General features: G+C 47.5%; 23 protein-coding genes. 9 read left to right on the top strand and 14 right to left on the bottom strand.

Annotated elements, in window-relative coordinates; translation table 11 throughout:
- Nucleotides 1–37: 37 nt before the first annotated feature.
- The 3 genes from IMZ16_RS08940 to IMZ16_RS08930 all read right to left on the bottom strand — a co-directional run bounded on the left by IMZ16_RS08940 (nt 38) and on the right by IMZ16_RS08930 (nt 3648).
- On the bottom strand, nt 38–1063 hold the full coding sequence (locus IMZ16_RS08940; protein WP_193439748.1) for a lysylphosphatidylglycerol synthase transmembrane domain-containing protein: 1026 nt from the start codon (nt 1061–1063) through the stop codon (nt 38–40).
- Nucleotides 1063–1413, bottom strand: coding sequence for an aspartate 1-decarboxylase (gene panD, locus IMZ16_RS08935; protein ID WP_073179786.1), 351 nt, complete (start codon nt 1411–1413; stop codon nt 1063–1065). Before panD ends, IMZ16_RS08940 begins: the two co-directional genes overlap by 1 nt.
- 207 nt (nt 1414–1620) lie before the next feature.
- Entirely contained in the window at nt 1621–3648 is a 2028-nt protein-coding gene (locus IMZ16_RS08930) for an alkaline phosphatase (RefSeq protein WP_193439747.1), read from the bottom strand.
- A 231-nt stretch (nt 3649–3879) separates the two neighbouring features.
- On the opposite strand from IMZ16_RS08930, the gene IMZ16_RS08925 reads away from it, so the two are divergent.
- Complete coding sequence (locus tag IMZ16_RS08925; protein ID WP_193439746.1) at nt 3880–4851, top strand: two-component regulator propeller domain-containing protein; 972 nt, start codon at nt 3880–3882, stop codon at nt 4849–4851.
- A gap of 114 nt (nt 4852–4965) precedes the next feature.
- Nucleotides 4966–5277, top strand: coding sequence for an HU family DNA-binding protein (locus IMZ16_RS08920; RefSeq protein WP_193439745.1), 312 nt, complete (start codon nt 4966–4968; stop codon nt 5275–5277).
- 39 nt (nt 5278–5316) lie between these two features.
- On the opposite strand, the gene pdxH is transcribed toward IMZ16_RS08920, so the two are convergent.
- The gene (pdxH, locus tag IMZ16_RS08915; protein WP_073179793.1) at nt 5317–5958 is read right to left on the bottom strand and encodes a pyridoxamine 5'-phosphate oxidase; all 642 of its coding nucleotides are present in this window, start codon (nt 5956–5958) and stop codon (nt 5317–5319) included.
- Nucleotides 5959–5985: 27 nt separating this feature from the next.
- Here pdxH and IMZ16_RS08910 point away from each other — a divergent pair, with 27 nt between their 5' ends.
- Complete coding sequence (locus tag IMZ16_RS08910) at nt 5986–6534, top strand: YqgE/AlgH family protein (RefSeq protein WP_193439744.1); 549 nt, start codon at nt 5986–5988, stop codon at nt 6532–6534.
- Here the strand turns inward: IMZ16_RS08910 and IMZ16_RS08905 are convergent.
- From IMZ16_RS08905 to IMZ16_RS08865, 9 genes are all read right to left on the bottom strand, one after another.
- Nucleotides 6531–7337, bottom strand: coding sequence for an aminotransferase class IV (locus IMZ16_RS08905; protein ID WP_073179797.1), 807 nt, complete (start codon nt 7335–7337; stop codon nt 6531–6533). The genes IMZ16_RS08910 and IMZ16_RS08905 overlap by 4 nt on opposite strands.
- 59 nt (nt 7338–7396) lie before the next feature.
- The gene (locus IMZ16_RS08900) at nt 7397–7783 is read right to left on the bottom strand and encodes an START-like domain-containing protein (RefSeq protein ID WP_073179799.1); all 387 of its coding nucleotides are present in this window, start codon (nt 7781–7783) and stop codon (nt 7397–7399) included.
- 105 nt (nt 7784–7888) lie between these two features.
- The gene (locus IMZ16_RS08895) at nt 7889–9073 is read right to left on the bottom strand and encodes an aspartate aminotransferase family protein (RefSeq protein WP_193439743.1); all 1185 of its coding nucleotides are present in this window, start codon (nt 9071–9073) and stop codon (nt 7889–7891) included.
- A gap of 2 nt (nt 9074–9075) precedes the next feature.
- Nucleotides 9076–10794, bottom strand: coding sequence for an OstA-like protein (locus IMZ16_RS08890; RefSeq protein WP_193439742.1), 1719 nt, complete (start codon nt 10792–10794; stop codon nt 9076–9078).
- Nucleotides 10794–11264 carry a Fur family transcriptional regulator gene (locus IMZ16_RS08885; protein ID WP_073179805.1) on the bottom strand — a complete coding sequence of 157 codons (471 nt, stop codon included), beginning with the start codon at nt 11262–11264 and terminating at the stop codon, nt 10794–10796. The genes IMZ16_RS08890 and IMZ16_RS08885 overlap by 1 nt, the downstream gene beginning before the upstream one ends.
- Before the next feature lie 56 nt (nt 11265–11320).
- A complete protein-coding gene (locus IMZ16_RS08880) occupies nt 11321–13300 on the bottom strand; it encodes a KUP/HAK/KT family potassium transporter (RefSeq protein WP_193439741.1) in 1980 nt (659 codons plus the stop codon).
- Between the two features lie 94 nt (nt 13301–13394).
- Nucleotides 13395–14378 (bottom strand): pyruvate dehydrogenase complex E1 component subunit beta, encoded by a 984-nt coding sequence (locus tag IMZ16_RS08875; RefSeq protein ID WP_193439740.1) that lies wholly within the window; start codon nt 14376–14378, stop codon nt 13395–13397.
- Nucleotides 14379–14487: 109 nt separating this feature from the next.
- Entirely contained in the window at nt 14488–14904 is a 417-nt protein-coding gene (locus IMZ16_RS08870) for a DUF2147 domain-containing protein (protein ID WP_073179810.1), read from the bottom strand.
- 109 nt (nt 14905–15013) lie between these two features.
- Nucleotides 15014–16639, bottom strand: a complete 1626-nt coding sequence (locus IMZ16_RS08865) for an ArnT family glycosyltransferase (RefSeq protein WP_193439739.1) — start codon at nt 16637–16639, stop codon at nt 15014–15016.
- 38 nt (nt 16640–16677) lie between these two features.
- Here IMZ16_RS08865 and IMZ16_RS08860 point away from each other — a divergent pair, with 38 nt between their 5' ends.
- The 6 genes from IMZ16_RS08860 (at nt 16678) to IMZ16_RS08835 (ending at nt 21132) form a co-directional block, all read left to right on the top strand.
- On the top strand, nt 16678–17631 hold the full coding sequence (locus tag IMZ16_RS08860) for a glycosyltransferase family 2 protein (protein WP_193439738.1): 954 nt from the start codon (nt 16678–16680) through the stop codon (nt 17629–17631).
- Complete coding sequence (locus IMZ16_RS08855) at nt 17612–18472, top strand: lysylphosphatidylglycerol synthase transmembrane domain-containing protein (protein ID WP_193439737.1); 861 nt, start codon at nt 17612–17614, stop codon at nt 18470–18472. Before IMZ16_RS08860 ends, IMZ16_RS08855 begins: the two co-directional genes overlap by 20 nt.
- Complete coding sequence (locus IMZ16_RS08850) at nt 18472–19182, top strand: CDP-alcohol phosphatidyltransferase family protein (RefSeq protein WP_193439736.1); 711 nt, start codon at nt 18472–18474, stop codon at nt 19180–19182. Before IMZ16_RS08855 ends, IMZ16_RS08850 begins: the two co-directional genes overlap by 1 nt.
- A gap of 28 nt (nt 19183–19210) precedes the next feature.
- The gene (locus IMZ16_RS08845) at nt 19211–19975 is read left to right on the top strand and encodes a 3'-5' exonuclease (RefSeq protein WP_193439735.1); all 765 of its coding nucleotides are present in this window, start codon (nt 19211–19213) and stop codon (nt 19973–19975) included.
- A 71-nt stretch (nt 19976–20046) separates the two neighbouring features.
- On the top strand, nt 20047–20652 hold the full coding sequence (locus IMZ16_RS08840) for a fumarylacetoacetate hydrolase family protein (RefSeq protein WP_193439734.1): 606 nt from the start codon (nt 20047–20049) through the stop codon (nt 20650–20652).
- Between the two features lie 42 nt (nt 20653–20694).
- Nucleotides 20695–21132, top strand: a complete 438-nt coding sequence (locus IMZ16_RS08835) for a universal stress protein (RefSeq protein WP_193439733.1) — start codon at nt 20695–20697, stop codon at nt 21130–21132.
- Between the two features lie 55 nt (nt 21133–21187).
- Here the strand turns inward: IMZ16_RS08835 and IMZ16_RS08830 are convergent, their stop codons facing one another.
- A complete protein-coding gene (locus tag IMZ16_RS08830) occupies nt 21188–21418 on the bottom strand; it encodes a hypothetical protein (RefSeq protein ID WP_073179823.1) in 231 nt (76 codons plus the stop codon).
- Between the last annotated feature and the right edge of the window lie 14 nt (nt 21419–21432).

Raw genomic sequence — 21432 nt, 5'->3', positions numbered from 1 at the left:
TAAGATGCCCGATACCGACTATCACAATGAAATAATTTTATGAAACCTGGTTTTTGCGCATCGAAGCCAGCACGGGGATCGATATAAAGCCCATCACCACGATGAGGACAAGCTGCATAGTGTGCGAAATGAAGGCATAGGCAAGGCCGGCCTTCTCCCCGTCTTCCAGCGCGAGGCCCATAGAGAGGAAAAGCGCCCCGATGCCTATCTTCAGTGCATAGTGAAATGCCCCGATGCCCCCCGATGCGGGAATAATCATCCCGAGTGTGCCTACTACAATGATGTACAGCCCGTCCGCCGGAGAAAGGGTGGAGGTCTCCGGCAAAGCAAAAATTATCAAATATGAAGCAAGGTAATAACAGAGCCAGATTAAGATTGTATAAATTAGGAATTTCCCGGGCTGTTTCAGGCGGAATATGGAGGTAATGCCCTGCCCCAGCCCTCGCGCGATATTGAAAATTTTGTTGAAAAATGAATATTGTGCTAATTTTTGTCGGAAAGCGAAAATTAAAATAAACAATAAAACTATACCGCCGATGACCCAGCGAAACCAGCCGCCACCTTCGCCGGATGCGCGCTTTTCGCTAATGTATCTGCCAAAGGACAGGATGGCGTCGTATTTAAAAATAATGGTGAGCAGAAAAAATACGAGCAGGCAGCAGAGATCAACGATGCGCTCGAGGATGACGGTTCCGAAAGACTTGTCTGCAGGTATCTGCTCCACGCCGTAGAGTGCCGTAGCCCTGGCGAGCTCCCCGCTGCGCGGAATGGTAAGGTTCATAAGATAGCCGAAAGACAGCGACCATAGGGAGGCTTTTGTGGTGATGCGGTAGCCAAGCGGCTCGAAAAGGAGATTCCAGCGCACCGCGCGGAACCAATAGGCAAGCAAACCAAATACAGCGGATATGCCCACCCAGCGGTAATCTGCGCGGCGAAAATATTCCGCAATCTCCCGAAAATCCAAATCGCGGAAGGCAAGCCACATAAAGAATGCCGCCACGGCGATGGAGAGCACAACGGTTAGGACCGTTTTCAGCAGGTTGGTTTTTCCAGGGGCGGGCATCAGAAGAGCAGGTTGGTTTCTTCGTTCGGGAAGATGATTTTGGGCTGAAAGTCTTTGGCTTCTTCCGGCGTAAGCAGCGCATAGGCGATGATGATGATGACATCCCCGCGCTGTACCCTGCGTGCCGCGGGGCCGTTTAGGCAGATTTCTCCCGACTTCCTTCGCCCTCGGATGACATAGGTATCGAATCGCTCGCCGTTGTTCACATTTACGATTTGTACTTTTTCGCCCGGGATGAGGCCGGCGGCGTCTATCAGGTCCTCGTCTATTGTGATGCTGCCGATATAGTTCAGGTCGGATTCGGTAACACGCACCCGGTGTATTTTGGATTTAAAGACTTCTATTAGCATGGGGCAAAATTAAGCTTTTTGGTTTTGATTTTTCTGAGGCGAGAATTTTGGGGAATCCCTTGCGGCCCCGATAGTAGCGGATACCCCGCAGCGAGGGCGCGGAGCGAAGCGGAGCGCCGAAGCGAGGAGTAGTAGCGGATAGCGGGAATTGCCGCCAAAAAAAAAGACCGGCGGGGTGCCGGCCTTTTCAGAATTTTAAAGGGTTAGTTATTTTTTGATTAGTTTCGTGGAGAAGCTGCCCGCGTCGCACTTTACATTGACAACATAGGAGCCGGAGGTGAGCGCCTGGGTGCTGATTTCGATCTTGTGGGACTGGGCGTTTCTGCCTTCTGCAACTGCGGTTACGAGCTTGCCGGACATATCGTACACGCTTACCGCTACCGTGGAGGGTTTTTTAAGGTTGATGTCCAGAGTGGCGCTGGAGGTTGCAGGATTGGGGTATACGGATACCTTGCCTACAGCGTCCGGAGATTCTGCCTTCGCCTCTTTTGCGGATAGGGCGCCTACCTGAAGGAAATCCGCCATGATCTGGGTAAGGTAGGTATTGTCGAGCTGTCCTTTTCCGGTGATTCTTCTTGCGAAATCTCCCTGGACATTGTCTTCTGCGCCTACGAATACATCCATCGGGGTGTGGTTACCCGGAGTTCCGCCGGCTAGGTTTCCATTGCCGTTGGTTAGTGGGTTGGATGCATAGGCGATGACGATCCTTCTGCCGTTTATGTCTACTTTCGGCCACGGCTCTTCGGTTCTGTTCTGGAATATATAGTTCGTATAGTTGGGGTACCAGCCGTTCGGGCTGGTGGTGCCGAAGTCTATGTCCCCACGCTTTACACCGGCCGGGTTTGCTACGGTAGTTGCTGTAGCGGCTCCGCCGGAGGATGCGTTGGCTCCGTTCTGGCGTGGCCCCATAGCGTAGGTACGGATGTAGGTGCCGTTGTTCTGTACATTTGCGGCATCGTTCAGACCTACGATCGCGACACCGCCGCATTCATGGTCTGAAGATGAGAAGATTAGCGTTTCTGCTGTGTTATCTGCGAGTAGCTTTCTGCCTTGCGCAATAGCATAATCGAAAGCGAGAACTTCTTTGATCATATAGTCTGATCCGAAAACATCCGTATGGCGCGGAGTATCCGGCGTGGCTCTGTATACAGCCTCGCCACCGCCCATGTAGGATGGTTTGTTGGCATCTACAGTGTATACATTTTTCCCGTTATCAGAAATTACGGAGATACCGCCGCTGTTGGCGTGCTCCAGGTGGTCTATTCTTCCGCCTTCCACCATCAGGAAGAAGCCTTTTTTACCGCCTTTCGCCTGCAAAACTTTGATCGCCATTTCTGTCATTTCAGGAAGGGATGGTTCCCAATCGGCGTTCATCTGGCGATCCTGTTCGTAGTTTACATGGGATGCATTGAAGAGGCCGAGAAGTTTCGCGTTGTTATCAGATTTAAACTTTGAAAGATCCAGGTTCATCAGGGCGTCGCGGCTGTTTACATAAGAATATCCGCGCTGTTTCGCCACTTCCACGAGGTTTACATTATCCACCCTGCGGCCTGCCTGAGCCACGGCTTTTCCGTTTTTATCCATAATCGGATTTCCTTTGGAATCTAGGTACGGGTCGCTGTAGCCTTTCGGAAGGAAGTGCCTTGCTCCGCCCCCCAGCAGTACATCTATCTCCACGCCTTTTTTCGGCTCTGGGAGGATCCAGTCTCTGCCTTCGTTGTAAGGCTTGATTGCGGAGTTGTTAAAAATGTCCTCATACTCCTGCTGGGTGGTGGAAATATATTGAGCAGCGATGTAATCCTCAAGGTCGCGGAACCAGATATGGGATCCGAAGGTAGCCGGAGTAGCGTGGGTGATACGCGTAGTGGTGATAAGCCCCACGGCATAGCCGGCTTTTTTTGCTTTTTCAAGAATAGTCTGTACGGATTCTCCCTTTCCTACATTGAAGGAGATGGCCTCGTTATCCAGCTTACCAGCCTCGCCGGCGGCATAGCAAGATGCGCCAGGTCCGGAGTCCGTAATCCAAGAGTTTAGCGAGTGGGTGGTAAGGGAGCCCTGATATTTTAATTTGTCAATAGCCAGTACATGAAAGTTTGCATCGCTGGTTACGCGCTTGCCTTCAGTACCCTGGCCCATCGCCATCCTTGCCGCTACTTTGGAGGATGTACCGTAGCCATCGCCGATGTACATGATCACCTGCTTTGGCTTCTGTGCAAATGCTACGGCTGCTGCCATAGATGCTGCCACGCAAAATAATTTTGTTTTCATAAATATAGTTTTAGGGGGTTAAGTTTATCAATTACACTGACAAATTTAACCTAAAAACCAGAGTGTGAAAACAGCCTAATATTAAATTTTTGTTAAATGTAACTCCCATATTTATAGGTATAAGCTATCGGATTTTGTTTTTAAACTATATGATATTTAAAAATAAATTCTTTGTTTTGCGGAGTAAATTTTTTAAAAATGAGGAAAGTACTAATAAGCATCTCGCTGGCACTTTTAGGCTTGTTTCCGGTTTCTGCCCAGTCTTTCAGTAAAATCCTTTTTAACGGGAAAAAGGAGTATGCAGCTACCGAGCAGGCACTGTTCATAAATAAAAAGGGCAAACTTGATAAGATTGCAGATTTTGGAAGCCCCGCTAATGACGCAATTATCCAGGACAACTTGCTTTGGACAGCTACCGAAAAGGGCATCATAACCTACAGTTTAGCCGATGGCAAGGCAGTATCGCAGCTGCTGAGCGACTTGGATGTGACATCGCTGACAAAGGATTCTAACGGGAAAATCTGGGCGTCCACCAAATTCAGCGGAATATATAAACAATCGGAAAAAAATGACTTTACCCAAGTGCTGAGCGCAGGCGCAGGGTATGTGGTATGTGCCACGCCGGATGGCTTGGTGAATGCGGGCACCAATCTCGGCCTTTACAGCATCAGACCGGACAATACCTTCATCCGCTATGCAGAGGAAGCACACAGCGGCTACGGGCTGCCGGATAATTATGTGGAAAAACTTTTTTCAGACTATCAGTCCAACCTTTGGATCATTATGCCCGATAATATCGCGTTTCGCAAAAGCGGCCAAATGATGGGCGAAATGCCGTCTTTCGCCTTTGTAGGCAGTAAGGAGAACGAAATCTACAACATTCTGAATACCGGCCGCTCAGCATTTCTTTTCATCACGCGGGAGGGCGTACTTTTATTTCCCGAGGCTTCCCTCGCGCACGAGCACCACGGCGGCGAGGTTTTCAATCAGGAAAACTCCCCGGCTTTTCGCCTAAGTGCCGATAAACTGGGAACGCCGAAGGGCGAGCGAACTGCAAGCATCCTGAATGGCGCCATTCATAAAAATAAACTATATCTTTTTAACGGCACCAGCCTGTGGGCAGTAAATATCCCTGAAATACCAAAATCCGGGAAATTATCTGGAAAATAAATATCGTGAATGTGGATATTATTTGAAATCGTGCTAAAATTCATTCCCAATATTGCACATTTAAAATTAAATCTTAAATTTGTCGCTACAGAAACCATTTAAAACAAACATATTATGAACAAATCTGAACTAATCGAAGCGATTGCACAGGATGCAGAAATCACAAAAGCAGCTGCTAAATCCGCGCTTGAATCTTTCATCAAGCATGTGACGGAGACTCTTTCCCAGGAAAACGGCAAAGTGTCATTGGTAGGTTTCGGAACTTTCTCCGTATCCGAAAGAGCTGCGAGACAAGGCATCAACCCATCTACAAAGCAGCCAATTGAAATTCCTGCTAAAATGGTAGCGAAATTCAAGCCTGGCGCAGAGCTCGCTGAAGCTGTAGATTCTATGAAGAAAAAAAGCGCTTCCAAGAAAAAGAAATAAATAATAAATAAAATCCCGCATTATTTGCGGGATTTTCTTTTAAGGTGCCAGGCGGTGCACTTTCCAGGAAGTGCCCCCCAAGCTATACAAAATCCTGTCGTGCAGCCGGTTTGGCCTACCCTGCCAAAACTCTGCCTCGTACGGGCGGGCAATGTAGCCGCCCCAGTGGGCGGGCCGGGGGATTTCGCTATTCTCAAATTCAATCTCGTATTTTTTTAAACTAGCCTCCAGGTACTCCCTGCTCGGGATTTCCGTGCTTTGGGGAGAAGCCCACGCGCCCAACTGGCTGCCACGGGGGCGCTCACCGAAGTACCGATCGCTCTCCGCGGGCGAAACTTTTTCCAGACGAGCTTTAAAAATCACCTGCCGCTCCATATCCGGCCAGAAAAAACTTAAACAAGCAAGGGGCGCCTCTGCCAGGGACCTCCCCTTCTTCGATTGATAATTGGTGAAAAATACCAGCCCGCTCTGGTCAAAAGACTTAAGCAAAACTACCCGCGTGCGCGGGCACCCATCCGCATCCAGGGTGGAGAGGCACATCGCATTGGCTTCGGCAATGCCGGAATCCCGCTCCGCCTCCCCGTACCAAGCGGCAAACTGCGCCATAGGATCAGGAAGGATTTCATCTTCTTTTAGCTCAAATTTTTCGTAAACTTGTCTTTTGTCGTGCAGGTTTTTCATCTATTCAAATTTTTGTAAATTCGGAATATGGAATTTTCTTACAAAGGTAAAATTTTAATTTCCGCTCCGGATCTCTCCGGCGATATCTTTTCAAGGGCTGTGGTACTGATGATTGACCACAATGAGCAAGGGGCGTTCGGGCTGATTCTCAACCGGCGCAACGATGAGATCAGCGCGCATATGCGGCAGATTTTCGGTTTCGATGTCGCTGTGTACGAGGGCGGCCCGATGGAGAATGACAAGATTTTTTTTATCGTCCGCGGCGTACCGCTTACGGAAGCATTCCTGAAGGTTGACGAAAATTATTACCTGACCGAGGATGTGGAGGCGATAGCAGCCGAAATAATCAGCGGGAGGCTGAATGCGGAGGATGTGAAGATTTTCTCTGGATACAGCGGCTGGGCAGCAAAGCAGCTGGAATCCGAGATCGCGCGCCGTGCCTGGACGGTGGTAGAAGTCTTCAATATGGACTATACCGCGCCGAACGACCAGACGCTCTGGAAGCATATTATGCAGAACCTCGGCGGAGAGTTCCTGCTTTATGCCAACGCTCCCGAAAATGTAATGATGAACTAATCCGTAACGGCAAAGCTGGACTGCCACTCGCGGATCATCTCGGGGAACCTCTCCATCGGGAATTCCTTGCTTCTGATTTTTCGGACGGGCGTGATGCCGCGCTCATCCGAGAAAATAATAATTTCGTCCGCCTTCTGCGATTCAAACGGATTAAATTCAGCCTCAGTGATCAGCGCTATGCTTTTTTTATGCAGAAAAGTAACGAAATTCTCCATCATCGGAGAAATGTAGGCGCCCTCTGCCTGCTTTGGGATTTTTACATCATTGCCCTCCAGGAAGAGGAGATTTCCCCAGATGCTTCGCGCGATCCTTTTATGGGGATTCAAAAGTATTACATCGTCCAGATCATTTTCGCGCGCGTAAATTTCTGCATAAATATTCTCCGGGCAGTGTACACGGAGGCTGCTTAGCAGGCCGGCGTTTACATTTATTTCCTTCAGAATATCCAGCTCTGCCGGCTGCCGAAGATCGAAAATATTCCCCGGCTCCGCGCGGAGCCAGTAGTGGATGTCGGACTTCCAGAGCTTCTCCCCCTCCGCGCGGTACGCGAGAAATGTAATAACGGCATCCGAAATACCGCCGGCGATGATCTTCTCTGAAAACAGATTTTCGAAAAACTCCAGCGTAAAGCCCAGCGGAATGTTCATACGCATCTTGCGCATACTCGCCATCAGGAAGAAATAGCATTCCTCGTGCATTACCAGCCTGCCCTCACGAACGAAAAAATAAGCTTTTACCGCATCCCCAAAGAGAAACGCCCGGTTTGCCGCCTCAAAATTTTCCGGATAAAAATGCCCCTGCATTGTAAAAATAAATGAACGAAAAAAAATCGCTCACTCAAAGATTAATTTTTTTTAAAAAACTAAGCCGCACCGAGCTTAATCCTCAGATTTTCAATAAGATTTTCCCAATACAGGCGGTTCTCTTCCTCTTCGCCCTCCTCTGCAAAATCTGTAACCATCAGAGCCAAATCCTCCGTGATATCATCTATCACAATGGAAAGCTCGAAAAAGTTCTTGGTGCCCTCGTCCTCCTCCCAGCGGAAGCGCACGAAACTTTCCGGCTTGTAGCGGATCAGCGTCGCTTTTTCCTCGGGCCCGCCATTCCAGCTAAAATAAAAATCATCGCCCTTCTCCGTCACCTCATCTGCGAACCACTCGGAAAGCCCCTCCCCGCTGGCGAGATATTCGTAAAGAATCTCAGACTGGCAGCGCATCGGGAATTCGTACTGCACTTTTTGCTTAGCCATTTTGGACTGTCATTTTTTTCGAGGCGCAATATAAAGATTAATTTTTTGTTTTCCGCAAGGCTCAGGCGGAATTTAATTTTAAATTAAACCTCGCCACCCGGAGGTTCAAACAAATTCCGCCTCATCCAGTGCTTCCAGTATGATACGGCAGCCTTCCCGTATCTCATCCTCGCTGATTGTCAGCGGCGGCGAGATCCTCATAAACTCGTTTCGGTACAGCTGCCAAAACACGATGAGCCCCTTCTGCATACATCGCTGCGCCACATTTAGGGTGAATTCCGGGCTGCCGAGATCTACGGCGAGCATCAGCCCCCTGCCGTTGATTTTTTTTATTTTTGGATGTAAGAGCATCTCGCGGAAAAGCGCTTCCTTACGCTCTACCTCATCCATCAGGCCGCTTTCCAGCACTTCTGTAAGCGTGGCGAGGGACGCAGCCGCGATCAGCGGGTTGCCGCCAAATGTGGTGATGTGCCCCAGTTTCGGCGAGTGCGAGAGGGACTGCATAATCTCTGCGGAGGACATAAAGGCGCCCACAGGCACGCCCCCGCCCATGCCTTTGCCCATCACCAGGATGTCCGGCACTATGCCGTAATGCTCGAATGCGAATAGCCTTCCCGTTCTTCCGAAACCCGGCTGGATTTCATCAAGAATCAGGAGGGCACCCACTTCCTCGCAGCGCTGCTTCAGTTTTCGGAAATAATTTTCTTCTGGTAAAATAAATCCTGCGGCTCCCTGTATGGTTTCTACAATAACGCAGGCAGTTTTCTCAGTAATATATTGTAAATCAGAGAGTTTATTAAACTCAATAAAATTTACCATCGGCAGCAGCGGGCGGAATTCTCGCTTATGCACCTCGTTGCCCGCTACAGACAGCGCGCCCTGCGTATTCCCGTGGTAGGCGTCTTTGTAGGCAATGATCTCTTCCCTACCGGTAAATCTTTTCGCGAGCTTCAGCGCGCCGTCTATTGCCTCGGCACCGGAGTTCACGAGGTAAGTGACCTCCAGCGGCGCGGGCGTGGATTCCGCGAGCAGCCTGCAGAGCGCCACCGGTTTCTCCATCGCATACTCGCCATACACCATCGTGTGCAGGTAGCGCTCTGCCTGAGATTTTATGGCATCGATGATTTTCGGATGGGAGTGCCCAAGGGTGTTGGCGGATACCCCTGCCACGAAGTCCAAATATCTCCCCCCATCCTTTCCGTAGATGTAGCTGCCTTCTGCCCTATCCACTTCAAATGCGGAGGCAAATTGTGTGGTCTGCGCCTGGTATCTGAAAAAATCTTCCTTCATTTTTATCGTTTGTTGCGCTTCGGCTGCTTCGCCTTATTTTTTTCCTGCTCCTTCAGGATTTCCTCCTGAGCTGCCTCGTATAGGGAATCATCAGAGATGTAAATTTCTTCGGGATAGTTGGGACTTTCCAGAAAAATATCCTGCCAGCGGCGCAGGCGGTCCCTGGTATTCCAGCTGAAATCGGGGAAGAATCTCTGCTCTCTGCTGATGAAACTCATCGGGTAAATATCGGTGCTAGCCCCGATGTTGCAGGAGATGATTTGCACAATCCTGCTCTGGAACAGTGCTTCGATGTTGCCACATGCAGAAATTGCAACGCCGATGCGCTCCATTTCCCTTGTCTTAGAATCCTCATTGTCGGCATAGGTAATTGCCTGTGCGTTGCCAATAGCCGCCGCGGTGTGAATTTCGTTCTGAATGAATTTCAGCGTCATCAGCCTGCCCTTTATTTGATGAAACTCATCTTTTTTACTGAGTGAATCCACCTTTACAATGGCGAAAGCGTTCCCACTGACCTTCACCGAATCGAGGTATTCTCGCTCCAGATCGAAGTACGCCTGGACCTCCTCACCCGTGACCTGCCGCGCCCCGCTCCAGAGCACCGGACTGCCGTGCAGGTGCAGGATTCCATCAGTCTCGTTGAAGGATAGCGAGTCTGTTCTCGCTTGGGCATTAGATTTAAAAAATCTTGCCTGGCGGAAGGCGCGCAGGAAACTTTTCTTCCCTTCGGGAGTAAGCTTCTGGTAGGCGATGATTTTCTGAGCGGAGAAATAGATGGAATCTTTTTCAAGAACCTTCACCGCATAAGGTTTTTCGGTAATAACCGCTGAGTCTTTTAGTTCATAAACCTCTCCGACCCCCCCGCGGATGAAGCGCCTTTCTGCAGGATCGTTCAGCAGTACATTGCCCGTGGCTCGGCCATAGCCCGAGTTTTGATTGTAGAACATTTTATCACCCTTCAGAGTTTTCCCGTTGTAAAAAATGGTGGAATTTTTATTCAGAAAAACCTCCCGGGTATTCATATTGTATTTCCCGCTTTCGGTGTAAACGCGGTTGGCCGGGTTCTGCTTGTTAATGATGGTCGTAGGCCCGAAAATATCGGCAATGTTCGTATTCTGGTTCTGCCGGATGTTGCTGCCCTCCACGATGTACTGGCCATTATCAATATTGATATTTCCAGAAAGATCCACGGTGCGGCTCTCAACAAAGTAAGTAGCTGATTTTGTGTAAGTTACAGCATTATTGGCGAAAATTATCCCTCCGGAATTGAAGTAAGCGGTATTCGCCGCACGGTCGTAGTAGAGGGTTTCGGTTTTTATGGTCTGTTTCGGGTCGGTCAGCACTACATCTTTTCTTGCGATGCCGCGTTGGGAGTTGCCGTCGTACTCCATTTCGCTGGCGGTAATCACAGAGCCGTCAGCATTTTGGAGGCGCACATTCCCTATGGCTTTTACGAAATTCTGATCTTTGTAAAGCACCACCAGATCGGCAAAAAGATCTGATCCCTGATGCGAAAACTGCACATTGCCGGAGAAGTAAGGATTGCCTTCAAACTGCATAGGATCCACGCCAAAGAGGTCGGAATGTATATGCTGGATCTTCTCACTCTCTTTCGGCTGAGGCGGTTTTGAGAAAAAGGGATCCTTGGTAGGCGGATCTTGCCGTACCTGCGCCTGCAATCCGCTGCAAATCAGTAGGATAATGAGCAGGATGCGGCTCATCAGGATTTTTTTGAACCGTAGAAGTAGAGCGAGTGTGCGTGGATATTCACCCCGAACGCCTCCGCTATGGAATCTTTAATCCCCTGGATTCTTGGGTCGCAGAACTCGATGATTTCCAGGATTTCCTTTGCGCCTTCATCCCTGTAAATTACTAAATGATCGTGCTGACGGTCGAAATAAGATTTCTCGTAGGTGCTTGTGGAAGCTTTTTCGCCAAACTGGTGCCTCCTTATCAGCCCCGCATCCAGGAAAATATCTATGGTGTTGTAAATTGTGGCCTTGGATACATGATATTTTTTCTGCAGCATCAGCAGGTACAGGTCGTCCACATTGAAGTGCTGATCCATATTATAAATTTCCTCCAGAATGGTGTAGCGCTCCGGGGTATTGCGCAGCCCCTTTTCCTGAAGGTATTTCCGCAGCACTTCTTTGATCACCGCCTGATCCGTAATCTTCTGATTTTGGTTCATCAAAATATATTTCTACAAATTTATTGTTTTCAGAATAATTTCTGCAGGGCGAAATTTTATACCGAGTGAATCTCCCTCTGGCGGATTTTCTTGGCCACTATATTCTGATCCCAGATCGGCGCAGATTCTACCACCACATTGTGCGGGGATACGCCCCAAGTCTTGAAGTCGTCGCTGCCTATTACCTTCACGAGGTTGTAGATCTTAAGGGTTATCTTTTCCTTCAGCGTCAGCAGCGCATCACTGATATAGGTATTATCTATCACCACATATTTAAGGTCCGGCGGGATGTTGTGAACCCGCAGCGACGGGTAGCTGCTGCGCGCCGGTATGATGCCCTGCTCCATCAGGTCTTTCAGCACATCATCGAAATAATCGTTAATTCTGCGGTCTATTTTAAAACCAAGGAGGAAATTGACTTTAAAAATGGTGCCCGGCATTATTTCATCCACGGTATATTCAAAAGTGTACGGATCTTCCTGGTTTACTATGCTCAGAATAAAGTAATGATCGGCACGCTTCGGCTGCTTCCGGATGATGGAGTAGATGATTTTCGCATCTACCTCGCCCTCCTTTTTCGCATTGCTGAGGAAGGCAAGGTTGGTGGCGTATTTCGGGATCGTCTCGTCCAGCTTCATATCTTTTATAATGGTGATATATTTGGCCAGCGGTACGAATTTGATGAACTTCATCTTGATTCTGCGCCCGTTGTACCAGGCATACATCGCCAGCGCGATAGAGCCGGCGAGGATTACCGAGATCCATCCCCCGTCAAAGAACTTTATAATATTGGCGCCGAAAAAGCCCAGCTCTATGGCGCTGTACAAAAGGAAAAACAGCAGTACCAGTAGGTTGTTCACACGGCGTTTCAGCAGCCAGAAGGTCAGCAGTATGGTGGTCATAAACATAGTAACGGTGATGGAAAGCCCGTACGCCGCCTCCATTCTGCCGGATTCTTTGAAATATAACACCACAAAAATGCAGGATACCAGCAGCCCCCAATTTATTTTCGGGATGTACATCTGCCCCTTCACACCGGAGGGATAGTTGATTTTCTGATTGGGCCAGAAGCTCAGCGACATCGCTTCGGAAAAAAGCGTGAAAGAGCCCGTGATGAGGGCTTGCGAGGCAATAATAGCCGCCGCAGTAGCCAGCACCACGCCGGGAATGAGCATCCACTCCGGCATTATGCCGAAGAAGGGATTGAGCCCGGTACCGAGCACTGCATCAGGATTTGCCAAAACCCACGCGCCCTGCCCCAGGTAGTTCAATATCAGCATTGTTTTTACAAAAATCCAGCTGACGCGGATGTTTTTCACGCCGCAGTGCCCCAGGTCCGAATACAGCGCCTCCGCGCCCGTCGTACAAAGGAAAACCGCCCCCAGAATCAGGATGGCACTCGGGGAATTTACGATGAGTTTGTAGGCATAATACGGGTTGAAAGCCTTCAGGATTTCAAAATTTTCTATCATATGAATATATCCGAGGACGCCCAACACCAGGAACCACAAGATCATCACCGGGCCGAAAAACTTACCGATGAACGATGTCCCGAACTGTTGCACCACGAATATCCCGATGAGTATCCCGATGGTGATGGGCACCACCGGCGTGTGGGGGTTATAGATTTTTAGCCCCTCTATGGCGGACATTACGGTAAGGCTGGGCGTTATTACCCCGTCTGCAATGAGTGCCGATGCTCCGATGATGGCAATCAGATAGAGCCAGCGTTTTTTTAGATTTTTCACCAAGGAGAAAAGCGCGAGTATCCCACCTTCTCCGCGGTTATCCGCCCGGAGCGCGATGAGGACATACTTTACAGTAGTCTGCAGCGTGAGCGTCCAGATGATGCAGGATAGAGCTCCCTCGATGTATTCATTAAACGGGAGGCTTGCGCTTTCCTGGCGGGAATTTACAATCGCCTTCATCACATATAGCGGGGAAGTACCGATATCCCCGAAAACTATACCGAGAGAGACGAGCACGCCAAGGGCGGAGAGCCGGGTGATATCCAGGTGTTTCGAGGATGGGGACATAGCAAAAAAATATGTGCAAAATTAAACGAATTTCCGGAGTAACCTAAACGAAAAAAACCCGGCGAAGTGCCGGGAAAATAGTTGATAAGTAGCCCTAAGCAGGGAGGTACATCGCTTTTTTGATTTCCTCTTTTACCTTCTCTACCTTAGGGAACCATTCCTCGAAAAGCGGCGCGGAGTAAGGCGCAGGAGCATCTGCCGTTGTAATTCTCTTGATAGGCGCATCCAGATAATCAAACGCTTTTTGCTGTACCATATAGGCGATCTCGGCAGATACGCTTGCAAAAGGCCAGGCTTCTTCCAGGACTACAAGCCGGTTGGTTTTCTTCACGGACTCCAGAACGGTGTCGTAATCCAAAGGGCGAACGGTGCGAAGGTCCACAACTTCTACAGAAATCCCCTCTTTTTCCAGGTCTTCTGCTGCCTGCATCGCCACCTTCATTATTTTGCCAAAGGATACGAGCGTCACATCTTTTCCTTCTTTCTTAATATCTGCCTTGCCGATCGGAAGGTAGTACTCCTCCTCCGGAATCTCCATTTTATCGCCGTACATCTGCTCCGATTCCATAAAAATCACGGGGTCATTATCCTGAATGGCGGTTTTCAGAAGGCCTTTCGCATCATAAGGGTTGGAAGGCACTACAACCTTGAGCCCGGGACAATTGGCGTACCAGCTTTCCAGCGCCTGAGAGTGCGTGGCGCCAAGCTGACCGGCAGAAGCCGTAGGCCCGCGGAAAACAATAGGGCAGCTCCATTGTCCGCCGCTCATCTGGCGGATCTTTGCCGCATTGTTGATAATTTGATCGATGCCGACAAGCGAGAAGTTGAAGGTCATAAATTCCACAATCGGCCTATTGCCGTTCATTGCAGCGCCCACGGAAATTCCCGCAAAACCGAGCTCAGAAATCGGCGTATCGATTATACGCTTCGGCCCGAATTCATCCAGCATCCCTTTGGACGCCTTGTAAGCACCGTTGTACTCCGCCACTTCTTCGCCCATCAAGTATATGGACTCGTCCTTGCGCATTTCCTCGCTCATCGCCTGCGCGATCACTTCCCGGAAAGTATATTCAGCCATCAGTCTTTTAATTTTGAATACAAATTTAAGATTTTAATCTTGGAAAATAATGGACGAGAAGATTAAAAAATATAAGATTTATCAGTTTAAAATATGATGGCAGGGATATTTACAGCTTATTCCAAACCTGCGTACGGCCCAGTGCCGCAACTCCCAAATAGCCGCGAACATTAAGTTTATTACCATCGCGGGATACGGCGCACTTGTAAGTCTTGCCGTTTTGCGGATCTACAATGCTTCCCCCGGTAAATTTATCTCCTTCCTTCTTCAGCCCACGGATGATTTCCATCCCTTCCAGCGGCTTGTTTTTTCGGTCATCCGTACAGTTTACGCAGTTGTTGTTGGCAGGCTTCACCAGCAGTTTCTCGATTTTAGCGTAATACTTCCCGTCAGTCTTTTTAAAAACTTCGACAATTGCCTTTGGCTTGCCGGTTTCATCGTCTACGGTTTGCCACTTACCTTCGATTTGCGCAAATGAAAGTGCTGAGATGAGCATTGCTGAGAATGCAAATACTGATTTTTTCATAATGTTATGATGTTAATTGTTAAAAAGTTTCCAGGAAGTAAATGTAGGAAAAAATTTAAACATAAATTAAACACCTTCATTTTTTTTTGATTCATCTTCACGACATAAATCAGTCAGTTATTTGAATCAATATTTTTTTTCCCAATTGAGATTCTCGCCGCTGTTGATTCAGAAACTTAAGGGATAGCCTTGTGATGCGGAAATCTTTCTCTGAATTGATTATTTTATAATGTCGGTTGATATCCTCCAGGTGAACTTCATCAGTTAAAAGATAATCACCATACCGAAGATTTTCAGGTATAATGCGCGGCGTATTTCTTTTCGTGTAGAAATCAAACGCCCAGGATTCATCATCCTTCAGCATAAAGATTTTTTCCTTCGGTAAATTTTGGGAATTCACAAATTCTGCCTGTTTCAATGGCCCTTGAAATTGCGTTAAAACCGGATAAAACTGCGAGTTCAAAAACAAATTCATCCCGATAGAAAAAAGCAGCGATGCCTTCAGATATTTTGAGAATAAATTTTCCTTCACGAAAATTCGGTTCAGCAAAATCATCAGCACAAAAACCGACACCATATATAATATAGGCTTTGGAATTCCAGTGAAAATTTCGGTTAATATAAAAATTCCAACTATTCCTGAAAATATTACAAGCAACTGAATTTGCCATAAAATTTTTATCAATCTTTGTCGGTTTTCTTTTCGGATTAAAAATAAATAAGCCGCAGTAAAAACCGAAATCACGGGGATCAGTCCGTTGAGATAATGCGGCAGCTTGAATTTGGAAAAACTGAAGAGCAGCATCACCAGCCAAAATCCACCGAGCGTAAGAAATTCCGCGCCTTGCTTTTTTTGGAATTTATTTTTGAAAAACCAAATAGAGCGCTGAAAAACCCCGCAGTAAAACAGCAGCGAAAACGGCAGAAATGCCCACAGCAAAGTGTGGAAAAAGAAAAAATAATCCGGCGAAGTTTCCATAAAACCGCTTGCTGTAAGGCGATTCAAGCTCTGGTTGAACAAAATAAATTTCACGCCCTCCAAACCGAACTGATGATGATAAGCGAAAACTACCGGGAAAATTCCCAGTAAAAATGCGAGAACTGCCGCCAGAATTTTAGCATTGAAAAATCGCCGCCATTCCCTTGAATAAAGCAGATACGAGAAAATGCACAGCCCAATGATTACCACTGCCATTTGCCCTTTCGCCGAAAAAGCCATCGCCGCTGAAAATCCTGCTAAGATTGCCGCGGAAATTTTCTGCGTTTTAATGAAATTGACAAACTGCCAGATTGCAAAGGCTATAAAACCTGTGAGAACCGCATCAGTGCGTACATCGTGCGCCGAAAGAATGATGGTTTGCGCCGAAAGAAAAATCAGCGCGGCACAATGGCTGAGATTTTCGTTTCGATAAAGTAAATCTGCCAGCTTCTTCGTGGAAAACGCCGCCAGGAAAAGGCACAGCACCGCAGGAATCCGGTAAGCGAAATGATTTATCCCGAAAATTTTCATCGAAATGGCAGCCAGCCAAAAATGAAGGTGCGGCTTATCCAGGTACGGGTTTTCGCCCTTGTAAATATTCAGGAAATCTCCGCTCAAAGCCATTCTCATCGCCATTGAAGCGTGCTGCGCCGAATCGTTCTGCATCAGCGGAACGAGCATTCCGCAAAGGTAAACCGCGAAAAAACCGGCGTAAAAAAAGGCGATGCTGTGCCGCGAAAGAATTTTTTGTTCCAAAGTCTTATTTTTGCAGGGCTGCCACAAATTTACAGATTATGGACTTGATGAAATCGTATTCGCTCGTAATCCCGATGTACAACGAACAGGGCAATGCTGCGCCGCTCATCCGGAAAATTCGCGAAGCGATGCAGGGCTTGCGCTACGAACTCATCCTGATAGACGATGCCTCCACCGATGGTACGGTGCAGGAAATCCGTGATGCGGCGGATGAAAACCTGGTGCTCATCGAGCTGAAGAAAAACTACGGCCAAAGCTCCGCAATGATGGCTGGCTTCGATTTTGCGACGGGGGATTACATCATCACCCTGGATGGCGATTTGCAGAACGACCCGAGCGATATTCCTGCAATGGTGGACCTGCTTGAGCGCGGAAACTACGATTTGGTGGTGGGAAAACGGGCCAACCGGCAGGATTCTTCGGTGCGCACCATCCCGTCGAGAATTGCGAATTTCATCATCAAAAATACGACGAAGCTGAACATTTCTGACCAAGGCTGCGCGCTGAAAGTTTTCACGCGGGAAACGGCGAAGGAACTGAACCTGTACGGCGAAAACCACCGCTTCATCAGCCTGATGGCCCACCTGAACGGCGCGAAAATTGCGGAAATGCCCGTGAAGCACCACGCAAGGCAGCACGGCGTTTCGAAATACGGAATGAACCGTACCTTCAAGGTAATCAACGATTTACTGCTGGTGCTTTTCAATCAGAAATACCTTTCGAAACCGATTTACCTTTTCGGAAACATCGGGCTTCTTGCGTTTTCGCTCGGGATGCTCATCAACCTTTACCTGCTGATTCTCAAGATTTTAGGTGAACATATCGGCGGAAGACCGATGCTGATTCTCGGCGTTTTGCTCGTGTTCATCGGCATTCAGTTTTTCACGACGGGTATCATCGTGGATATGCTGATGAAAACCTACTACGAATCCCAGAACAAACGACCGTTTAACATCCGGAAAATCACAGATTTTGGCAAAGCAGCGCATTAAAAAATCGGCGCTGAATGCCGTAAAAATCCTTGTGAGCCTGGCTTTGCTATTTTTCGTTTTTCGCAAAATCCCGCTGAAAGACATCACGGATCTTTGGAGGCAGGTGAATGGTTTTTACCTGATTCCTGCGGCCATTTTATTTTTGATTTCGCAAATCATTTCAGCGCTCAGGTTGCAGAAATTTTTTGAAACCGCCGATTTTCCGCTGGGTTTCCACAGCAATCTGAAACTTTATTTCGTAGGAATGTTCTACAATTTTTTCATTCCCGGTGGAATTGGTGGTGATGCCTACAAAGTATTTGCCCTGAACAAAAAATTTGGCTGGAATGCCAAAGGACTTACCGCTGCAATTTTCATCGATAGATTGATTGGCCTAATCTGCATCTGCCTGATTATCTGCATTTTAGCAATTTTTTTTCTGCCGAAATTTTGGACTTATGAAGTGTTGCTTTTCCTCATCGGCCTGGCAATTTCCTGGTTTTTCATCAGAAAACTTTTCCCGATTCTCAGCGTGAATTTCTGGCCCGGCTTACTTTATTCCATCGGCGTTCAAGTTTGCCAGTTAATCTGCTTTGCACTTTTGCTAAAAAGCCTTGGCGTTTCTGATGGATACGGCGTTTATTCGCTGGTTTTCCTTCTGAGTTCGGTGCTTAGTTTGATTTCCTTTGCCGGGCTTGGAATTCGCGAAATGCTGTTTCTCCAGGCATCCAAGCTCTTCGAATTCTCCCCGGAATTTTCGGTTTCCGCATCGCTGCTATTTACCGTAATTACGGCGTTCTTCTCGCTTTTCGGCCTTTACTTTCAGGCAAAAAAATTAAATTTACAGCTGAAATCCGATTGATGAATTTCATCCGAAAAAATCTTGCCAACGCTTTCACGCTGGGAAATCTTTTTTCCGGTTGCATCGGTGCTGCACACCTTTTCGGCGGCGATTATAGAACGGCGGCGCTTTGCATCGCCATTTCGCTGATTCTGGATTTTTTCGATGGCTTTGTGGCAAGGGCAATGAAGGCCAATTCTGAGCTTGGCGTGCAGCTGGATTCTCTGGCAGATATGGTAACTTTCGGCTTTTTGCCGGGACTCACGATGTACAAAATGCTGGAGCCTTTCGGCAGCGATTTTTTTGGGATGAATGCCGGTTTTGAAATCAAATATCTCGGCTTCTTCATCACGCTTTTCTCGTGTTTGAGGCTTGCGATTTTCAACCTTGATGACGAGCAGAAATTCTACTTCAAAGGCCTGAACACGCCTAGCAACACGCTTTTAATTTTCGGAATTTACCTTGCCAATCAAGAATCTGGAAGCTTCCGTTTTTTGGCGGTAAACCCTGCACTTTTACTGCTGCTCACCTTACTCAGCAGTTGGCTCTTAGTTAGCCCGGTGAAGATGCTTTCGCTGAAATTTAAGTCGATGAAAATTCGGGATAATGTCTCGAAAATTGTTTTAGCAACTGGCGCCATCCTTCTTCTCGCATTTTTCGGTATCACGGGAATTCCGCTCGTCATCGTGTTTTACATCTTCACATCGCTGCTTTACCAAAACCAAATTTGAGATTTTGAACCTTAAACTTTAAACCTTAATGAACCTAAAACTCCACAGGCCGCTGTGCACCTTCGATTTGGAAACCACCGGAAACAACATCGGCAAAGACCGCATTGTGGAAATCTGCATCCTGAAAGTAAACCCGGACAGTTCGCGCGAAATGAAAACCTGGCGGGTAAATCCGGAAATGTATATTCCTGCGGAAGCTACTGAAATTCACGGCATTACGAACGACGATGTGAAGGATGCACCGACTTTCCGCGAAATTGCGCCGAAGATTGTGGAAATGATTTCCGGCAGCGATTTGGCGGGCTTCAATTCCAACAGGTTTGATGTGCCGCTTCTTGCGGAAGAATTGCTTCGCGCAGGCTATGATTTCGATTTGAGCAAGCATAGACTGGTGGATGCACAAACGATTTTCCACAAAATGGAACCGCGGAACCTTTCGGCGGCATTCCAGTTTTACTGTGGAAAAGAGCTGCTGAACGCACACTCTGCAGAAGCCGATGTGCAGGCAACTTTCGAAATCCTGGATGCACAGGTTGGGCATTATCCTGATTTGCCGAAGGATGTGAATGCGCTCAGCGAATTCTCGCACCATCAGAAATTTGCCGACCTTGCCGGAATGATACATTTCGACAAAGCTGGGCAGGAAATTTTTGCGTTCGGGAAATACAAAGGGATGAGGGTGAAGGATATTTTCGCGAAAGACCCGGGCTATTTCGGCTGGCTGCAAAACGCTGATTTCCCGTTATATACTAAAAAGATTTTCACCAAAATTCAGCTGCGAAGCAAGTTTTGAGAAAAAGGAAACAGAGTTGGATATTTTTAATTTTCAATCCTTAAATTATTAATCTTTAATTTTCCAAAGAAATGAAAATCATCTGCATTGGCAGAAATTACGCCGATCATGCGAAGGAACTGGGCAACGAAATTCCGGAAAACCCGGTGATTTTTATCAAGCCTGATACCGCGGTTTTAAAGGGAACTGATTTCTACATCCCAGAATTTTCGCAGGAAATCCATTACGAGCTGGAAGTGGTGCTGAAAATTTCCAAAGGCGGAAAATACATCCTGAAAGAGAATGCGGCAAAGCATTTTGACGAGATTGGCCTGGGAATAGATTTCACGGCAAGAGATCTGCAGAACATACTGAAAACCAAAGGTTTACCTTGGGAATTAGCGAAGGCTTTCGATGGAAGCGCGGTAGTTTCACAATTTTTTCCGAAGGAAAATTTCGACCTGAGAAATCTAAACTTTTCATTGGCGAAAAATGGTGAAACGGTGCAGCAGGGAAGCACATCGCTGATGATGTTTCAGCCGGAAGACATCATTGAATTTGCTTCGAAATACTTCACGCTGAAAGCCGGCGACCTGATTTTTACCGGCACACCGAAAGGCGTTGGGAAAATTTCCGAAGGCGATATGCTCCAAGGATTTCTGGAAAATGAGAAGGTTTTGGACATTCGGATATTTTGATTTTTGGCGGAATTTCATTAATTTTAACCAAAATTCAGTGCTATGAAAAACATCATCCTGCCCATTGATTTCGGCGCAAAAACCGATTTGCTCGTTGAAAATTGCGTGAATTTCGCGAAGGATATCAACGGAAAAATTTGCCTGATCCATGTAACGCCGTCAGACATCGGCTTTGCAATCGGCGATATGGGGTTTCAGTATTTCCCGGAAATTGAGCAAATGGAAGTTCGCGAAGAACTGAAGATGCTGAGCGATATTGAGCAGAGAATCAAAGGTTTTGGCGTGGATTGCGAGCACCTTCTGAAGCAGGGCATTGCGAAAGACATCATCCTGGAATACGCCGCAGAAAAATCGGCGAGCTACATAGTGATGGGAAGCCACGGCAGAAGCAATATGTACGATGTTTTCGTGGGCAGCCTTACAAAATCTTTGACGAGGGATTCCAAAATCCCTGTGCTGGTAATCCCGATGCACAGTTAACCAGAGTATTGAAACCTGAACGCCACATCTTGGGATGTGGCGTTATTTTTTTGGATTAATTTTTCTTATAAATTTCAGGATCGTAGTATGGGTGCTTCCCTTCAGTTGGCGAAAAATATTCCTTGTCTTTGTTGTTGCCCAAAGTTACAACCAGCGTGTAGCACCAGTAGATGAAGATTGCGGATGCCGCGAGGAAAAGAATCCAGTTCAACACATAACCGGCAAAGTCGAAAAATCCGAAGGTCCACTTAAAGAAATTGCTCAGAGCAAGCCAGAATGAAGTCATTTTTTTAGGTTTTG

The sequence above is a fragment of the Cruoricaptor ignavus genome (genome assembly GCF_014961145.1).
Taxonomy (GTDB): Bacteria; Bacteroidota; Bacteroidia; order Flavobacteriales; family Weeksellaceae; genus Cruoricaptor; species Cruoricaptor ignavus.
The sequence above is the reverse complement of the archived record's forward strand: the minus strand, read 5'-3'. Positions and strand labels throughout refer to the sequence as shown.

What these genes read in the sequence shown, in the direction of transcription:
- IMZ16_RS08840 (WP_193439734.1), top strand. Translation starts at nt 20,047, where the DNA reads ATGAAAATCATCTGCATTGGCAGAAATTACGCCGATCATGCGAAGGAA.
- IMZ16_RS08905 (WP_073179797.1), bottom strand. Translation starts at nt 7,337, where the DNA reads ATGCAGGGGCATTTTTATCCGGAAAATTTTGAGGCGGCAAACCGGGCG.
- IMZ16_RS08895 (WP_193439743.1), bottom strand. Translation starts at nt 9,073, where the DNA reads ATGAAGGAAGATTTTTTCAGATACCAGGCGCAGACCACACAATTTGCC.
- IMZ16_RS08900 (WP_073179799.1), bottom strand. Translation starts at nt 7,783, where the DNA reads ATGGCTAAGCAAAAAGTGCAGTACGAATTCCCGATGCGCTGCCAGTCT.
- IMZ16_RS08845 (WP_193439735.1), top strand. Translation starts at nt 19,211, where the DNA reads ATGAACCTAAAACTCCACAGGCCGCTGTGCACCTTCGATTTGGAAACC.
- IMZ16_RS08940 (WP_193439748.1), bottom strand. Translation starts at nt 1,063, where the DNA reads ATGCCCGCCCCTGGAAAAACCAACCTGCTGAAAACGGTCCTAACCGTT.
- pdxH (WP_073179793.1), bottom strand. Translation starts at nt 5,958, where the DNA reads ATGAAAAACCTGCACGACAAAAGACAAGTTTACGAAAAATTTGAGCTA.
- IMZ16_RS08860 (WP_193439738.1), top strand. Translation starts at nt 16,678, where the DNA reads ATGGACTTGATGAAATCGTATTCGCTCGTAATCCCGATGTACAACGAA.
- IMZ16_RS08920 (WP_193439745.1), top strand. Translation starts at nt 4,966, where the DNA reads ATGAACAAATCTGAACTAATCGAAGCGATTGCACAGGATGCAGAAATC.
- panD (WP_073179786.1), bottom strand. Translation starts at nt 1,413, where the DNA reads ATGCTAATAGAAGTCTTTAAATCCAAAATACACCGGGTGCGTGTTACC.
- IMZ16_RS08910 (WP_193439744.1), top strand. Translation starts at nt 5,986, where the DNA reads ATGGAATTTTCTTACAAAGGTAAAATTTTAATTTCCGCTCCGGATCTC.
- IMZ16_RS08880 (WP_193439741.1), bottom strand. Translation starts at nt 13,300, where the DNA reads ATGTCCCCATCCTCGAAACACCTGGATATCACCCGGCTCTCCGCCCTT.
- IMZ16_RS08835 (WP_193439733.1), top strand. Translation starts at nt 20,695, where the DNA reads ATGAAAAACATCATCCTGCCCATTGATTTCGGCGCAAAAACCGATTTG.
- IMZ16_RS08925 (WP_193439746.1), top strand. Translation starts at nt 3,880, where the DNA reads ATGAGGAAAGTACTAATAAGCATCTCGCTGGCACTTTTAGGCTTGTTT.
- IMZ16_RS08885 (WP_073179805.1), bottom strand. Translation starts at nt 11,264, where the DNA reads ATGAACCAAAATCAGAAGATTACGGATCAGGCGGTGATCAAAGAAGTG.
- IMZ16_RS08875 (WP_193439740.1), bottom strand. Translation starts at nt 14,378, where the DNA reads ATGGCTGAATATACTTTCCGGGAAGTGATCGCGCAGGCGATGAGCGAG.
- IMZ16_RS08930 (WP_193439747.1), bottom strand. Translation starts at nt 3,648, where the DNA reads ATGGCAGCAGCCGTAGCATTTGCACAGAAGCCAAAGCAGGTGATCATG.
- IMZ16_RS08890 (WP_193439742.1), bottom strand. Translation starts at nt 10,794, where the DNA reads ATGAGCCGCATCCTGCTCATTATCCTACTGATTTGCAGCGGATTGCAG.
- IMZ16_RS08850 (WP_193439736.1), top strand. Translation starts at nt 18,472, where the DNA reads ATGAATTTCATCCGAAAAAATCTTGCCAACGCTTTCACGCTGGGAAAT.
- IMZ16_RS08830 (WP_073179823.1), bottom strand. Translation starts at nt 21,418, where the DNA reads ATGACTTCATTCTGGCTTGCTCTGAGCAATTTCTTTAAGTGGACCTTC.
- IMZ16_RS08870 (WP_073179810.1), bottom strand. Translation starts at nt 14,904, where the DNA reads ATGAAAAAATCAGTATTTGCATTCTCAGCAATGCTCATCTCAGCACTT.